10 protein-coding genes are annotated in these 15,997 nt (G+C 71.8%); 5 read left to right on the top strand and 5 right to left on the bottom strand.

Annotation, left to right across the window (positions count from 1 at the left end):
* Nucleotides 1-111: 111 nt before the first annotated feature.
* The 5 genes from aceE to AB0G17_RS08090 form a co-directional block, all read right to left on the bottom strand.
* On the bottom strand, nucleotides 112-2,811 hold the full coding sequence (aceE, locus tag AB0G17_RS08110) for a pyruvate dehydrogenase (acetyl-transferring), homodimeric type (protein ID WP_361377356.1): 2,700 nt from the start codon (nucleotides 2,809-2,811) through the stop codon (nucleotides 112-114).
* A gap of 373 nt (nucleotides 2,812-3,184) precedes the next feature.
* A complete protein-coding gene (locus AB0G17_RS08105; RefSeq protein ID WP_361377353.1) occupies nucleotides 3,185-3,808 on the bottom strand; it encodes a GntR family transcriptional regulator in 624 nt (207 codons plus the stop codon).
* Between the two features lie 109 nt (nucleotides 3,809-3,917).
* On the bottom strand, nucleotides 3,918-5,717 hold the full coding sequence (sucB, locus tag AB0G17_RS08100; RefSeq protein ID WP_361377350.1) for a 2-oxoglutarate dehydrogenase, E2 component, dihydrolipoamide succinyltransferase: 1,800 nt from the start codon (nucleotides 5,715-5,717) through the stop codon (nucleotides 3,918-3,920).
* Nucleotides 5,718-5,771: 54 nt separating this feature from the next.
* Nucleotides 5,772-7,160 (bottom strand): dihydrolipoyl dehydrogenase, encoded by a 1,389-nt coding sequence (gene lpdA / locus AB0G17_RS08095; protein WP_361377347.1) that lies wholly within the window; start codon nucleotides 7,158-7,160, stop codon nucleotides 5,772-5,774.
* Nucleotides 7,161-7,459: 299 nt separating this feature from the next.
* Entirely contained in the window at nucleotides 7,460-8,980 is a 1,521-nt protein-coding gene (locus tag AB0G17_RS08090) for a leucyl aminopeptidase (protein WP_361377344.1), read from the bottom strand.
* Between the two features lie 298 nt (nucleotides 8,981-9,278).
* Between AB0G17_RS08090 and AB0G17_RS08085 the strand changes: the two genes are divergently transcribed.
* The 5 genes from AB0G17_RS08085 to AB0G17_RS08065 are packed head-to-tail and all read left to right on the top strand — an operon-like array spanning nucleotide 9,279 to nucleotide 15,939.
* The gene (locus tag AB0G17_RS08085) at nucleotides 9,279-11,309 is read left to right on the top strand and encodes a hypothetical protein (RefSeq protein ID WP_361377341.1); all 2,031 of its coding nucleotides are present in this window, start codon (nucleotides 9,279-9,281) and stop codon (nucleotides 11,307-11,309) included.
* 37 nt (nucleotides 11,310-11,346) lie between these two features.
* Nucleotides 11,347-12,900, top strand: a complete 1,554-nt coding sequence (pelF, locus tag AB0G17_RS08080) for a GT4 family glycosyltransferase PelF (protein ID WP_361377338.1) — start codon at nucleotides 11,347-11,349, stop codon at nucleotides 12,898-12,900.
* Nucleotides 12,897-14,351, top strand: coding sequence for a hypothetical protein (locus tag AB0G17_RS08075; RefSeq protein ID WP_361377335.1), 1,455 nt, complete (start codon nucleotides 12,897-12,899; stop codon nucleotides 14,349-14,351). The genes pelF and AB0G17_RS08075 overlap by 4 nt, the downstream gene beginning before the upstream one ends.
* 59 nt (nucleotides 14,352-14,410) lie before the next feature.
* Nucleotides 14,411-15,079, top strand: coding sequence for a spherulation-specific family 4 protein (locus AB0G17_RS08070; RefSeq protein ID WP_361378042.1), 669 nt, complete (start codon nucleotides 14,411-14,413; stop codon nucleotides 15,077-15,079).
* Nucleotides 15,076-15,939: an endo alpha-1,4 polygalactosaminidase gene (locus AB0G17_RS08065; RefSeq protein WP_361377332.1), complete on the top strand. Its 864-nt coding sequence runs from the start codon at nucleotides 15,076-15,078 to the stop codon at nucleotides 15,937-15,939. Before AB0G17_RS08070 ends, AB0G17_RS08065 begins: the two co-directional genes overlap by 4 nt.
* Nucleotides 15,940-15,997: the final 58 nt, after the last annotated feature.

Raw genomic sequence — 15,997 nt, 5'->3', positions numbered from 1 at the left:
AACCCACCAACCACCCGCAGACGAACTCCGGGCCAAAAAGGGGGCGCGCGCAAACGCCTGAGGGGCACGGCCAGAGCCGCGCCCCTCGGGCGTACACCGCGTCCTGTGGCCTTACAGGCCGTACCGCTCGCGGGCTTCCTTGACCGCCGAGGCCTTGGCCTCGCCGCGGCGGGCCAGCTGGGCCAGGGCCGCGACCACGATCGACTCGGCGTCGACGCCGAAGTGGCGGCGGGCCGCGTCACGGGTGTCGGAGAGGCCGAACCCGTCGGCGCCGAGCGAGGAGTAGTCCTGCTCGACCCACTGCGCGATCTGGTCCGGGACCTGGCGCATGTAGTCGCTGACCGCGAGGACCGGGCCCTCGGCACCGGCCAGCGCCCGGCGTACGTACGGCACGCGCTCCTCGCCGCGCAGCAGCGCGGCGTCCGCCTCCAGGGCGTCCCGGCGCAGCTCGGTCCAGGAGGTCGCGGACCACACGTCGGCGGCCACGCCCCACTCCTCGGCGAGCAGCTTCTGGGCCTGGAGCGTCCAGTGGATCGCGGTGCCCGAGGCGAGCAGCTGGATGCGCGCGGGGTTGGCGGCCGCCACGTTCAGCCCGGCCGACTCGGCCGTGTTGAAGCGGTAGAGGCCCTTGATGATGCCCTCGTCGATCCCGGCCGGCTTGGCGGGCTGCGGCATGGGCTCGTTGTAGACGGTGAGGTAGTAGAAGACGTTCTGGTCCTCGCCCGGGGCCGCCTCGCCGTACATCCGGCGCAGACCGTCCTTGACGATCGTGCCGATCTCGTACGCGAACGCCGGGTCGTAGGTGAGCGCCGCCGGGTTGGTCGCGGCGATCACCGGCGAGTGGCCGTCGGCGTGCTGCAGGCCCTCACCGGTCAGCGTCGTACGACCGGCGGTGGCGCCCACCAGGAAGCCGCGGCCCAGCTGGTCGCCGAGCTGCCACATCTGGTCGGCGGTGCGCTGCCAGCCGAACATCGAGTAGAAGATGTAGAACGGGATCATCGCTTCGCCGTGCGTCGCGTACGCGGACGACGCGGCGATGAAGTCCGCCATCGAACCGGCCTCGGTGATCCCCTCGTTGAGGATCTGGCCGTCCTTCGCCTCGCGGTAGTACATCAGCTGGTCGCGGTCGACCGGCTCGTACGTCTGCCCCTTCGGCGAGTAGATGCCGAGCGAGGGGAAGAGCGACTCCATGCCGAAGGTACGGGCCTCGTCCGGGACGATCGGGACCCAGCGCTTGCCGGTCTCCTTGTCGCGGATGAGGTCCTTGACGAGCCGGACGAACGCCATGGTGGTGGCCATGGACTGGCTGCCGGAGCCCTTGTCGAAGGCGGCGAACGCCTTGTCGGCCGGGGCGGGCAGCGGGGCGAGCGCGTGCGTACGGCGGGCCGGTGCCGGGCCGCCGAGGGCGGCGCGCCGCTCCTGGAGGTAGCGGACCTCGGGGGAGTCGGCGCCGGGGTGCCCGTAGGGAACGACCCCGTCGACGAACTGGGAGTCGGAGATCGGCAGTTCCAGCAGATCCCGCATGTTCTTGAACTCGTCGTTGGAGAGCTTCTTCATCTGGTGGTTCGCGTTCTTGGACGCGAAGCCCTCACCGAGGGTGAAGCCCTTGACGGTCTGCGCCAGGATGACGGTGGGCGCGCCCTTGAACTCCAGGGCGGCCTTGTACGCGGCGTAGACCTTGCGGGGCTCGTGACCACCGCGCGAGAGGTGGAAGCACTCCAGGATCTTGTCGTCGGAGAGCAGCTTGGCCATCTCGACGAGGGCCGGGTCCTTGCCGAAGAAGTCCTCGCGGATGTAGGCCGCGTCACGCGTCTGGTACGTCTGCACCTGCGCGTCCGGGACCTCGCGGAGCCGGCGGACGAGGGCGCCGGTGGTGTCGAGCGCGAACAGCTCGTCCCAGGCGCCGCCCCACAGCGACTTCACGACGTTCCAGCCGGCGCCGCGGAACTGGGCCTCCAGCTCCTGCACGATCTTGAAGTTGGCGCGGACGGGGCCGTCGAGGCGCTGCAGGTTGCAGTTGATGACGAAGGTGAGGTTGTCGAGGCCCTCACGCGCGGCGAGCGCGAGTGCTGCGGTCGACTCGGGCTCGTCCATCTCGCCGTCACCGAGGAAGGCCCACACGTGGGAGCCGGAGACGTCCTTGATGTTCCGGTTGGTGAGATACCGGTTGAACCGGGCCTGGTAGATGGCGGAGAGCGGCCCCAGACCCATCGACACGGTCGGGAACTCCCACAGCCAGGGGAGGCGGCGGGGGTGCGGGTAGGAGGGCAGGCCGTTGCCGCCGGACTCCTGCCGGAAGTTGTCGAGGTGCGTCTCGTTGAGACGGCCGTCGAGGAAGGCGCGGGCGTAGATGCCGGGGGAGGCGTGGCCCTGGATGTAGAGCTGGTCGCCGGACCCGTCGGCCTCCTTCCCGCGGAAGAAGTGGTTGAAGCCGGTCTCGTACAGCCAGGCGGCGGAGGCGAAGGTGGCGATGTGGCCGCCGACGCCGTGCTTGGCGCCGCGGGTGACCATCGCGGCGGCGTTCCACCGGTTCCAGGCCGTGATCCGGCGCTCCATCTCCTCGTCGCCGTCGACGGCAGGCTCGGCGGAGGTGGGGATGGTGTTGACGTAGTCCGTCTCCAGCAGCTTCGGCAGGGCCAGGCCCGCGCCTTCGGCGTGCTGGAGCGTGCGGCGCATCAGATACGCGGCCCGGTGCGGGCCGGCGGCCTTGGCGACGGCATCGAGGGAGGCCGCCCACTCGGCGGTCTCCTCGGTGTCACGGTCCGGGAGCTGGTCGAGCTCGCTCGGAGACTTGGGCGTGGGGTCGATCATGATCGCCGCCTTCCGGACAGGAGGGGGGTGGAGATAAGGGGTGCCTTGTCTGGCAGGACAGGGCGGTGGACCGGGTAAGTCCGCCGTTGACTGTAAGCCGACGATCGATGATCGATCAAAGCGTTGAGCGAAAAACTCCTTGATATCGGGAAAGTCGGCACAGGGTGCCGTGGATGGGGGCACGGGGTGCCTTGTTTTCGCAGGTGGGGAGGGGTTCGGATGAGCGGGGGCGCCGGAGTATGAGCGGGGTCCCCTCACGGGGCCGAGCCCCGGGTCCTCGGCCGTCAGCGGCTGGGTGGGGGTTGGAGGCCACGCGGCGGAGCCGCACATGTCACAGCGGGAAGGGGCGGGGTGGGGCGGGGGCCTCCCCCGGTCAAGCCCGCGGCGCGCAGCCCAAGACGTGGGATTTCACCAGCGTGCCGATCCGCGGATCGTGGCGCCGGAACGCCTCCACCAACTCCTGGTGCTCCTCCGCGTACGACTTCTGCACCGTCCCCAGCCACCGGATCGACAGAGCCGTGAAGACCTCGATTCCCAGCCCCTCCCACGTGTGGAGCAGCACGCTGTTGTCCGCCGCGCGGACCAGTTCCCGGTGGAACCCCACCGTATGGCGCACCTGCGCCGTCCCGTCCGCCGCCGCGTCCGCCTCGTACAGGGCCGCCACATGCGGTTCCAGCGTCGAGCAGTCCGCCGCGAGACGGTCCGCCGCCAGCTCGGCCGCGATCTGCTCCAGGCCCGCCCGGACGGGGTAGCTCTCCTCCAGGTCGGCCGCCGTCAGGTTCCGTACGCGTACGCCCTTGTTGGGGGCCGACTCGATCAGGCGGAGGGACTCCAGCTCCCGCAGGGCCTCCCGGACGGGCGTCTGGCTCACCTGGAGCTCGACGGCGATCCGGCGCTCCACGATCCGCTCACCCGGCTTCCAGCGGCCGCTGACGATCCCCTCCACGATGTGCTCGCGGATCTGCTCGCGCAGCGAGTGGACGACGGGCGGGGTCATGACGAGCTCCTTCACGCGAGCGGTGACCTCTAAGACAATACGGCGGCGCCCCCACCAGGAATCACTCCGGGCGGGGGCGCCTTCGTCACAGACCGTACGGTCGCGCGTCCTACAGGCCGAGCTCGACCTCGAACTCGCCGGCCTCCAGGATCGCCTTGACGGCCGTCAGGTAGCGGGCCGCGTCGGCGCCGTCCACCAGACGGTGGTCGTAGGAGAGCGCCAGGTAGGTCATGTCGCGGATGCCGATGACCGTGCCCTCGGCGGTCTCGATGACCGCCGGGCGCTTGACCGTGGCACCGATGCCCAGGATGGCGACCTGGTTCGGCGGCACGATGACCGTGTCGAACAGCGCACCGCGCGAGCCGGTGTTGCTGATCGTGAAGGTCGCGCCGGACAGCTCGTCCGGGGTGATCTTGTTGGCGCGGACCTTGCCGGCCAGCTCGGCCGTGGCCTTGGAGATGCCGGCGAGGTTCAGACCGCCCGCACCCTTGATGACCGGCGTCATCAGACCCTTCTCGGAGTCCACGGCGATGCCGATGTTCTCCGAGTCGAAGTACGTGATGGTGCCCTCGTCCTCGTTGATCCGGGCGTTGATGACCGGGTGGGCCTTCAGCGCCTGGGCCGCCGCCTTCACGAAGAACGGCATCGGGGACAGCTTGACACCCTCGCGGGCGGCGAAGGAGTCCTTCGCGGCCGCGCGCAGCTTCATCAGCTTGGTGATGTCCACCTCGACGACGGTGGTGAGCTGCGCCTGCGAGTGCAGGGCCTTCATCATGTTGTCGCCGATGACCTTGCGCATCCGGGTCATCTTGACCGTCTGGCCACGCAGCGGGGACGCCTCCAGGGAGGGGGCGGCCTTCGCGGCGGGGGCAGCGGCGGCGGCCGGCGCCGGGGCGGCGGCCTTGGCGGCCTCGGCCGCGGCGATGACGTCCTGCTTGCGGATGCGGCCGCCGACGCCGGTGCCCTTGACCGCGCCCAGGTCCACACCGGACTCGGAGGCGAGCTTGCGGACCAGCGGCGTGACGTACGCACCGTCGTCACCGGAGGTGGCGACCGGGGCCGGAGCCGGGGTCACCGGAGCCGGAGCGGCGACCGGCGCGGCGGGCGCGGCGGGCGCGGCCGGAGCCGGCGCGGCCACGGGGGCGGCCGGAGCCGGAGCCGGAGCGGCCGGGGCGGGCGCCGGAGCGGCAGCCGGGGCCGGAGCGGCCGGAGCGGCCGGAGCCGGAGCGGCGGCCGGAGCCGGGGCGGCCTGGGCCGGGGCCGCGGCGGGCGCGGAACCGGCGGCGCCGATGACTGCCAGCTTGGCGCCGACCTCGGCGGTCTCGTCCTCGCCGACCACGATCTCCAGCAGCACACCGGCGACCGGGGCGGGGATCTCGGTGTCGACCTTGTCGGTGGAGACCTCGAGGAGCGGCTCGTCCTCGGCGACCTCCTCGCCGACCTGCTTCAGCCAGCGGGTGACGGTGCCCTCGGTGACGGACTCGCCCAGGGCGGGCAGCGTCACGTCGGTGCCGGAGGCGCCACCGGCCGGGGCGGCGGCCGGAGCCGGGGCCTCGGCGGCGGGCGCCGGGGCGGCCGGAGCCTCGGCCGCGGGGGCCGGGGCGGGAGCGGCGGCGGGCTGCTCGGCGGCGGGGGCCTCGGCCTGGGCCGGGGCGGCGGCCGGAGCACCGGAGCCGTCGTCGATGATCGCCAGCTCGGCGCCGACCTCGACGGTCTCGTCCTCGGCCACCTTGATGGAGGCCAGGATGCCGGAGGCGGGGGCCGGGATCTCGGTGTCGACCTTGTCGGTCGAGACCTCGAGCAACGGCTCGTCGGCCTCGACGCGCTCGCCCTCGGCCTTCAGCCAGCGGGTGACGGTGCCCTCGGTGACGCTCTCGCCGAGCGCCGGAAGGGTTACGGAAACCGACATGGTTTCAGTTTCTCCTTACAGATTTGCGGAAGTGGTCGTCGCGCCCGAGGGCAATCAGTCGTGGGAGTGCAGCGGCTTGCCGGCCAGCGCCAGGTGGGCCTCGCCGAGAGCCTCGCTCTGCGTCGGGTGCGCGTGGATGAGCTGCGCGACCTCGGCAGGCAGAGCCTCCCAGTTGTAGATCAGCTGGGCCTCGCCGACCTGCTCGCCCATACGGTCACCGACCATGTGGACGCCTACCACGGCACCGTCCTTGACCTGGACGAGCTTGATCTCGCCCGCGGTCTTGAGGATCTTGCTCTTGCCGTTGCCCGCGAGGTTGTACTTCAGAGCGACGACCTTGTCCGCACCGTAGATCTCCTTGGCCTTGGCCTCGGAGATACCGACGGAGGCGACCTCGGGGTGGCAGTACGTCACGCGCGGCACACCGTCGTAGTCGATCGGGACGGTCTTGAGACCGGCCAGACGCTCCGCCACCAGGATGCCCTCGGCGAAGCCGACGTGCGCGAGCTGGAGGGTCGGGACGAGGTCACCGACGGCCGAGATGGTCGGCACGTTGGTGCGCATGTACTCGTCGACCAGCACGTAGCCGCGGTCCATCGCGACGCCCTGCTCCTCGTAACCGAGGCCCTGGGAGACCGGGCCGCGGCCGATGGCGACGAGGAGGACCTCGGCCTCGAACTCCTTGCCGTCGGCCAGCGTGACCTTGACACCGTTCTGGGTGTATTCGGCCTTCTGGAAGAAGGTGCCCAGGTTGAACTTGATGCCGCGCTTGCGGAACGCGCGCTCAAGAAGCTTCGAGGAGTTCTCGTCCTCGGCCGGGACGAGGTGCTTGAGGCCCTCGACGACCGTGACGTCGGTGCCGAAGGACTTCCACGCCGAGGCGAACTCGACGCCGATGACGCCGCCGCCCAGGATGATCGCGGACTGCGGGACCCGGTCCAGGGTCAGCGCGTGGTCCGAGGAGATGATGCGGTTGCCGTCGATCTCCAGGCCCGGCAGCGACTTCGGCACGGAGCCGGTCGCCAGGAGGACGTGGCGGCCCTGGACGCGCTGCCCGTTGACGTCGACCGAGGTGGGCGACGAGAGGCGGCCCTCACCCTCGATGTACGTCACCTTGCGGGAGGCGACCAGGCCCTGGAGGCCCTTGTAGAGGCCCGAGATCACGTCGTCCTTGTACTTGTGGACGGCCGCGATGTCGATGCCCTCGAAGGTGGCCTTGACACCGAACTGGTCGGCCTCGCGCGCCTGGTCGGCGATCTCACCGGCGTGCAGCAGGGCCTTGGTGGGGATGCAGCCGTTGTGCAGGCAGGTGCCGCCGAGCTTGTTCTTCTCGATCAGTGCGACGTCCAGGCCCAGCTGCGCTCCGCGCAGGGCCGCGGCGTAGCCGCCACTGCCACCGCCGAGGATCACTAGGTCGAAAACGGTGCTGGCGTCGTTCGCCACGTCACGTCCTCCATGCATGTGCGCCGGGCGCCGGTCCCGTGACCGGGCGGCGGCTGGTGTTCGGCCGCTGTCTTCGTCGGCCCTGTGGTGGGGGCCCTGTCCTGCCGAGAACCCATCTTCGCACTTGTTGCCGGAAGGCGGGACGCGGGGCCGGGCTCTGAGACGGCTGATCGTCCCGTTGGGAGGGCGGCAGCCATGTACGTACCTACGGATTTCGTCCAGAGCGGAATCCGGACGGGTCCGGGTGGTGCACACGAACGGCCTCGGGCCCGTGCCCGAGGCCGTTCGTGTCCACGGCGTCAGCCCAGGTCGCCGTCGGCGGTGCGCTCGGCGAGACGGACCAGGGTGCGGACCGCGGAGCCGGTGCCGCCCTTGGGGGTGTAGCCGAAGGGGGCGCCCTCGTTGTAGGCCGGGCCCGCGATGTCCAGGTGGGCCCAGGTGATGCCCTCGCCCACGAACTCCTTCAGGAACAGACCGGCCACCAGACCGCCGCCCATCCGCTCGCCCATGTTGGCGATGTCGGCGGTCGGGGAGTCCATGCCCTTGCGCAGGTCGGCGGGGAGCGGCATCGGCCAGGACTGCTCGCCGGCGTCCTCGGCCGTCTCGTGGACGGCGGTGCGGAAGGCGTCGTCGTTGGCCATCACACCGAAGGTGCGGCTGCCCAGCGCCATCATCATGGCGCCGGTCAGGGTCGCCACGTCGACGATCGCGTCCGGGTTCTCCTCGGAGGCCTTGGCCAGCGCGTCGGCCAGCACGAGCCGGCCCTCGGCGTCGGTGTTGAGGACCTCGACGGTCTTGCCGCTGTACATGCGCAGCACGTCGCCCGGGCGGGTGGCGGTGCCGGACGGCATGTTCTCGGCGAGCGCCAGCCAGCCGGTGACGTTCACCTTCAGGCCGAGGCGGGCGGCCGTGACGACGGCGGCGAAGACGGCGGCGGCGCCGGCCATGTCGCACTTCATCGTCTCGTTGTGGCCGGCCGGCTTCAGCGAGATGCCGCCCGAGTCGTAGGTGATGCCCTTGCCGACGTACGCGAGCGACTTGGCCGCGGCGGGGTGGGTGTAGGCGATGCGCACCAGGCGGGGCGCGTTCTCCGAGCCGGCGCCGACGCCGAGGATGCCGCCGTAGCCGCCCTTGGTGAGCGCCTTCTCGTCGAGCACCTGGACCTTGACGCCGTGCTCCTTGCCGGCCGCGGTGGCGACCGCGGCGAAGGACTCGGGGTAGAGGTCGTTCGGCGGGGTGTTCACCAGGTCGCGGGCGCGGTTGATCTCCTCGGCCAGCATCACGGCGCGCTCGGCGGCCGCCTTGTGAGCCTTGTCACGCGGCTTGGCGCCGAGCAGGGCGATGTCGGCCAGTGGCGCCTTCGCGCTCTTGCCGCCGTCCTGGTACGCGGTGAAGGCGTACGCACCGAGCAGCGCGCCCTCCGCGATGGCCGCCACGTCCTCGGCCGCCTCCACGGGCAGCGCGAACGCGGCCTTCTTGGTGCCGTGGAGCGCGCGGGCCGCGGTGCCGGCGGCGGAGCGCAGCACCTCGGCGGCGAACGCCTCGTCCTTCTCGGGAGCCCTGCCGAGTCCGACCGCCAGCACGACCGGTGCCTTCAGGCCGGACGGCGACGGCAGCTTGGTCACCTCGCCCTCGGCCCCGGAGGCGCCCAGGGTCTCCAGGACGCCGGCGAGCTTGCCGCCGAACGCCTTGTCCACGGCCTCGGCGCCCGGAGCGACGACCGTCCCCGCCTTGGGCCCGGCGCCCTTGGCGACGCCGACGACGATGGCGTCGGCGCGCAGCGTCGCGGCACCGGCAGTGCTGAGAGTCAGAGCAGTCACGGTGGTGAAGTCTCTCTTCCGTTGAGTTTCCGAGCCGAGGGATGGGTCGGCTGTGCCCCGGCGCATCGTAAATCGGCCGAGTTGGGCGCGGATACGAGCGTACGCGCGCAGATGCGCTTCGATCACGGCGGCGGCAATTCACTCATCCGTGGTGTCTCTTCAATGTTTGCCCGACAGACTGTGAGAGCTCGGTCACACTCGGCCCGTTCGGGCAAGGGCGCACGAGGCTCCTTTGCATCATCTCCACAGGTCCTCCAATGTGCGCACGCATGCGGAAGGACCCCCATGAGGGGGGAACATGAAGAAGGCATACCGCTTGAAAGCGGGCAGAACCGCGGCCGCGTTGTTCGCCGTCGGCGTCCTGGCGGCGGGCATACCCGCGGCCGCGGCCGACACGACGGCGACACCCGCGCGCATCGACCTCAAGGTGCTCGTCCTCGACGACGGCGGCAGCGCGGTGGACGCGCTGACGGCCCAGCTGAAGAGCATCGGGCTGCCGTACCAGACGGTGCGACTGAACGACGCCGGGCGCCAGACCGTGGATGCGGCGTTCCTGAGCGACACGGTGAACGGGCGGCCCCGCGCCAAGTTCCAGGGCGTCGTCGCGCCCAACGAGATCCCGTTCGGCGCCGCCGATGCCCCCGAGCAGACCGCGCTCGCGGCGTACGAGAAGACCTTCGGCATCCGCCAGATCGACGCCTACACCTGGGCCCACCCCGAGGTCGGGCTCGACTACACGGACCAGAGCGGCGGCTGGGCCGGCGTGCTCGACGGCGCCAGGACCCAGGTCACGGCGCAGGGCCTGACGGGCCCCTTCGGCTACCTCGACGGTCCGGTGCCCTTCGAGGACAACTCCGCGGTGGTTTCGGAGAGTTACGGCTACGCGGGCCATCCCCGGGACGGCTACACCAGCTATCTCACCGCACCCACCGGCGGCTCCCTGGTGGGCTCCTACACCCACGACGGGCGCAGCGAACTCGTCGTCACCTTCGCCTACAACCAGTACCAGGAGCAGTTCAAGGTACTGGCCCGCGGCATGGTGGAATGGCTGACCCAGGGCGTACATCTCGGACAGAGCCGCAACTACTTCGCCGTGCACGTCGACGACGTCCTCGCGCCGGACGCCCGCTGGGACACCACGCTCAACTGCACGCCCGGTGACTTCGACTGCGCCGGCGGGGGCGGTCAGACGAGCGACATCCGGATGACGGCGGCCGACGCGCAGTACGCCGCCCAGTGGGAGCAGACCAGCGGTTTCACCCTGGACATGCTGTTCAACGCGGGCTCCGGGGAGGAGTGGAAGGCCGAGCACGGCGGCACCGACGCGCTCGCCGCCCAGCTGCTCGCCGACAAGGCCAAGTTCCGCTGGGAGAACCACACCTACACGCACGAGTTCCTCGGCTGCGTCCAGGACACCACCACCGTCCCCTGGACGTGCGCGAAGAACGCCGACGGCAGCACCAAGTGGGTGAGCCGGAGCGATATTTCCGGCCAGATCAACAACAACTACCAGTGGGCCGTGCAGAAGGGCCTTCCGGTCGACCGCACCGAGCTGGTCACCGGGGAGCACTCCGGCCTGAAGACCCTGCCGCAGCAGCCCCAGGACAATCCCAACCTGGCCGCCGGTCTCCTCGACGCCGGGGTCAAGTGGACCGGGAGCGACAACTCGCGCGAGCCGCAGCAGCGCCCGGTCGGCAAGGCCCTCACCGTGCCGCGCTACCCGATGAACGTGTACTACAACGTCGGCAAGTCGGCCGAGATGACCGACGAGTACAACTGGATCTACACGTCCAAGGCCGACGGCGGCAGCGGGATCTGCGAGGACAACCCGACGTCCACCTGCCTGGCGGCGCCGCTGGACACGGCCACCGGGTATCAGTCCCACATCGTTCCCCAGGAGGCCGGAACCGCACTGCGCCACGTGCTCGGCAACGACCCGCGGCCGCACTATGTCCACCAGTCCAACCTCGCCGAGGAGAGGCTCCTCTACCCGGTGCTCGACAAGGTGCTCGGCGACTACCGCGGGCTGTTCGCGGACAGCGCGCCCGTCGTCAACCTGCGCCAGCGGGACATCGGCACGGAACTCAGCCGCCAGTCCACGTGGGCCCAGGCGGTGGCGGACGGCAAGGTCACGGCGTATCGGATCGGCACCACCGTGACGGTCCAGGCGCCGGCGGGCGTGGTGGCACCCATCACCGCTCCCGAGGGCACCCGTCAGCAACAGCTCCTCGGTACCACCGTGTTCGGCACGCCGTACGCGGGTCAGCGCTCCGCCTGGTCCTCACCCGGATCGCTGCAGGCGGCGGTCACGCTGAAGCTTCCGGCCTGACCGGCCGACTGACATTCGCTGTCCAGGGGGGACACCAATGCCGAGCAGTGGCCGTCATGTCACCATGCTCACAGAAGGCACCTATCCGCACATTCACGGTGGCGTGAGCACCTGGTGCGACCAGCTCGTCCGCGGTATGCCGGAGGTCGACTTCAATGTCCTGGCCCTCACCGGCAGCGGCCGTGAGCCGGTCACCTGGGAGCTTCCGCCGAACGTGTACCGGCACACGGCGTTCCCCCTGTGGGGGCCGGTGCCGGGGCGGCGGCGGCCACTCCTCGGCAAGGAGCGGCGCCGTTTCACAGATGTCTACGAGCGGTTCCTGCTCTCGATGCTCGACCCGGAGTCCGGCTGCGACTTCGCCCAGGGGCTGTACGCCCTGGCGCGGCTGGCCCGGGCCGGGCGGCTCTCGGCGGCGCTGCGCTCGGAGGCCGCGCTGCGGTCGCTGATGTGGATCTGGACCATGCCGCACCTGCGGATAGCCGACGCACGGCCCACCGTGCACGACGCCCTGACCGCCACCGACCTCCTCGAACACGCGCTGCGCCCGCTGACCGCCCGGCTCCCGGAGGACTGCGTGGCCCACGCGGTCAGCAGCGGGCTCGCCACCCTGCCCGCGCTCGCCGCCCAGCACTTCGACGGCGTGCCCTTCCTCCTCACCGAACACGGCATCTATCTGCGCGAGCGCTACCTCGGCTACCGCACGGGCGAGCAGACCTGGCCGGTGAAGTCGGTGATCCTCAGCTTCTACCGCGAGCTCAACTCGATGGGGTACCGCCAGGCCGACCTCATCACCCCGTGCAACCAGTACAACCGCCGCTGGGAGGAGCGCGGCGGGGCGCCGGTGGACCGCATCAGGACGGTCTACAACGGCGTCGACCCCAGCCTCTTCCCGCACGCCGGCCCCGATCCCGCCGTGCCCACCCTGAGCTGGGCGGGCCGGATCGACCCCATCAAGGACCTGGAGACGCTGATCAGGGCGTACGCGATGGTCCGCGTGGAGATGCCCGAGGTGCGGATGCGGCTCTTCGGCGGCGTCCCGGCGGGCGGCGCCGACTACAAGACCCGCCTGGAGAAGCTCGCCGCCGAACTCGGCGTCACCGACGGGATCAGCTACGAGGGCCGCGTCAGCGATGTCGCCGGCGCGTACGCGGCGGGGAGCGTGGTGATGCTCTCCAGCATCAGTGAGGGGTTCCCTTTCTCGCTGATAGAGGCGATGTCCTGCGGCCGCGCCACGGTCTCCACGGACGTGGGCGGGGTGCGCGAGGCCGTCGGGGACGCCGGTCTGGTGGTGCCGCCGCGCGAGCCCGCGCTGATGGCCGAGGCCACGCTGTCGCTGCTGCGCGACCCCGAACGGCGCGCCGAACTGGGCGCGCTGGCCCGCAGCCGGGTCGTCGACCAGTTCACGCTGCACCGGTCCGTGGACGGCTTCCGCCGGATCTATCTGGAGCTCGCCGGAGCCCCTGAACCCGTACCCCGGTACGCGGCGGCCGCCGAGCCGCGCATCGAGGTGCCCGAGGAGTCGGACGACTGGACGCTCGAACTCGCCGACCCCTGGTACCGGGAGCTGGCCTCGGACGGATCCGTCTGGTGAGCGGCTCGCTCTGGCTGGGCAAGGAGGGGCAGGACACCCTGCCCTTCATCCCGCGTCAGCGCCCGCACGGCGCCGCCGCGGACCCCGTCGACGAACTGGCCGCCCGTCTGGAGGAGTTGATCGCCGCCGCCGTCCACCCGGACGAGGTCGCGGCCATCCTGGAGTCCGACGGCATGACCGACGACCACATACGGATGACCTACGGCCGCCAGGACTCCTTCGAGCTCGCCGAGGACCTCTACGCGCGCGTGGAGCGCCGCTACCCGCCCGCCGCGGACACGGGCGGCGCCCCCTGGCACGCCGACCTGCCCGCCTGCCTCCTGCGCGGCCTGGTCTTCGCCCTGCCCGGCCTCGCGTACGTGCTGGGCGCGCCGCTGCTCGCCGGTCCCACGGACGGGTACGGCCTTCCCGCCGGTACGGTCCCGCTGATCGCCGGGGCCGTCACCGGCTGGATGTGGAACCAGGGGCTCGCGCACCGGGCGTACTCCTGGCTCGGCCTGGGCGACCGGCCCGCCGCGGCCGCCGCGCTGCGCACCGGGGCGCCGCTTGGGGCCGTGCTGAGCTCCCTGGTGGCGCTGGTGGCGAGCGGGCCCGGCGAACTGCCCGCGGCCGCCTTCGCCGCCGGGCAGGCCGGGTACCTGGCGGCGGCGACCGTGCTGCTCGCCCTGGGGCGCGAGCGGGACCTGCTGTGCGCGCTGCTGCCGATGGCGGCGGGCGCCGCCCCGACCGTCTGCTACGACCTGCCGGACGCGCTGCGCGCCGGGCTGCTGCTGTTCTCGCTCGCCGCCGCGGCCGGCTTCGCCCGGCGCGCGCTGGCCGGTGCGGGCCGCGGCGCCGGGGGAGCGGCCGACGACCGGCCGGGACCGCCCCTCACCGCCTGCGTCCCGTACGCGCTGTTCGGCCTGGGCACCGGGGTCCTGGTGCTCTACGCGGCCGTCGGGGACGTGCTCGCCGACGGGGCGGGCTCGGCCGTGGCCGCGCCCTCGGCCGTGGCGCTCACCCTGAGCATGGGGCCCGCCGAGTGGCTGCTGTACCGCTTCCGCAGCGAGAGCCGGGCCGGGCTGCGGGCGAGCACCACCGCGTACGGCTTCCGCAAGGCGATCGTCATCACCATCACGGTCTGTCTGGGCGGCTACCTCGCCGTGCTGTCCGCCCTCACCCTCGCCGGAACGCTGCTGTGGCCCGGCTCGCCCGAACTGGGCGCGCTCCGCCTCACCGGGCTGCTGCTCACCGGCACGGTGCTGTGGACGGCGCTGCTCCTCCAGTCCTTCGGGGCGGTACGCAGCGCCGCCGCCGTGTGCTGCGCGGCGGCCGGGGTGCAGGTCCTCGCCCTGGCGACCGGCGCGGGCCACCCCCGTACGGTCGGGCCGGTGGTGGCGGGTGTGGCGGCGGTGGTGCTGGCCGGGCTCGTGACGGCGCTGCTGGGTCGGGTGACGGCCCACCGGGTATGACCGCGTACGAGGCCCCGCGCGGCGACCCCGCGCACATCAGGACGGAAGTCACGCACACCATGCACGCCACGCACGCCACGCACGCGCGGGATGCCGGGAGGAACCTCCTCGTCCCGTTCTACGACCACCCCGCCGAGCGGCCCGAGGCCTGGGAGACGCTGATCGCGGCGGCCCCCCGGTTGTACGGCGTGGTGCTCAACCCCGCCAATGGCGCGGGCGAGGCCCCCGACCCGGCGTTCGCCGAGGCCGCTGCGCGGCTGCGGGCGGCCGGTGTCCCCGTCCTCGGCTACGCGGACACGGACTACGGCCGCCGCCCGCACGCCGACGTCGTACGCGACCTGCTGCGCCACCGCGACTGGTACGGGGCCGACGGGGCCTTCCTCGACCAGGCGGCCACCGACCCGGCGCTCCTCGCGCACTACCGGCGGCTCTCGGTCGCGGCCCGCGCGGCCGGGGCCCGCACGCTGGTCCTCAACCACGGCGCCCACCCCGACCCCGGCTACGCCGGCCTCGCGGACCTGCTCGTCACGTTCGAGGGCACCTGGGCGGCCTATCCCGAGGTGCGCGCCCCGGCGTGGACGCTGGGCCATCCGCCCGAGCGCTTCTGCCACCTCGTGTACGCGGCCCCGCCCGGCGCCCGGCTCACCACGTCCGTGCACTGCGCGGTGCCGGGCGACGTCCCGCACCCCTGGGGCACCCTGCCGCATCATTTGGAGCCCGCCCGATGAGACGCCGCCTCCCGCTCGCGCTGGTCCTGCTGCTGCTTCTGGTGGCGGGGTGTTCGTCGTCCTCGGACGAGGACGAGAAACCCGGTCCGGACGAGTCCAGCGCCGCGCCCGCCCCCACCGGGTCCCCCGGGCCCTCCGGCCCCGCGCCCACCCCGGGCGGCCCCCGCTGGCAGCCCCGGCCCGGCCTGGCCTGGCAGTGGCAGCTCACCGGGAAGCTCGACCCGACGGTGGACGTGCCGGTGTACGACGTCGACGGCTTCAACGTGTCCCGGGCGCAGGTCGACGATCTTCACCGGCGCGGACGCAAGGTCATCTGTTACGTCTCCACCGGCGCCTGGGAGGACTTCCGCCCGGACGCCGGTCGGTTCCCCAGGTCGGTGCTCGGCAAGAGCAACGGCTGGAAGGGCGAGCGCTGGCTCGACGTCCGCCGCACGGACGTCCTGGGGCCGCTGATGGCCAAGCGGTTCGACATGTGCCGGGAGAAGGGGTTCGACGCGGTCGAGCCGGACAACATGGACGGCTACGACAACGAGACCGGCTTCCCGCTCACGGGGGCGCAGCAGCTCGCGTACAACCGCCTGGTCGCGCGGCTCGCCCACGAGCGGGGGCTGGCGGTGGGGCTGAAGAACGACCTCGACCAGATCCCGGAGCTGGTGGGGGACTTCGACTTCGCGGTGAACGAGCAGTGTGCGGAGTTCGGTGAATGCGATCGGCTGGCGCCGTTCGTGAAGGCGGGGAAAGCCGTCTTCAACGTGGAGTACAAGCTGGCGCCGGGGAAGTTCTGCGATGCGGCGCGGGGGTTGCGGCTGAGCGCGATGCGGAAGGAGTTGGAGCTGGGGGTGTGGCGCCGGGCCTGTTGAGGCTCACGTTCGGCCCAGCCACAGACGGCCCGCGGACAAACGAGCCACCTGGTGTCGC

Origin of the sequence: Streptomyces sp. NPDC023838 (assembly GCF_040639555.1) — a bacterium.
Lineage (GTDB): Bacteria > Actinomycetota > Actinomycetes > Streptomycetales > Streptomycetaceae > Streptomyces.
This window is presented reverse-complemented; position numbering and strand designations above follow the sequence as displayed.

Excerpts from the sequence above, each read along its gene's own strand:
- aceE (WP_361377356.1), bottom strand. The coding sequence starts at position 2,811 with ATGATCGACCCCACGCCCAAGTCTCCGAGCGAGCTCGACCAGCTCCCG.
- AB0G17_RS08105 (WP_361377353.1), bottom strand. The coding sequence starts at position 3,808 with ATGACCCCGCCCGTCGTCCACTCGCTGCGCGAGCAGATCCGCGAGCAC.
- sucB (WP_361377350.1), bottom strand. The coding sequence starts at position 5,717 with ATGTCGGTTTCCGTAACCCTTCCGGCGCTCGGCGAGAGCGTCACCGAG.
- AB0G17_RS08085 (WP_361377341.1), top strand. The coding sequence starts at position 9,279 with ATGAAGAAGGCATACCGCTTGAAAGCGGGCAGAACCGCGGCCGCGTTG.
- pelF (WP_361377338.1), top strand. The coding sequence starts at position 11,347 with ATGCCGAGCAGTGGCCGTCATGTCACCATGCTCACAGAAGGCACCTAT.
- AB0G17_RS08070 (WP_361378042.1), top strand. The coding sequence starts at position 14,411 with ATGCACGCCACGCACGCCACGCACGCGCGGGATGCCGGGAGGAACCTC.
- AB0G17_RS08065 (WP_361377332.1), top strand. The coding sequence starts at position 15,076 with ATGAGACGCCGCCTCCCGCTCGCGCTGGTCCTGCTGCTGCTTCTGGTG.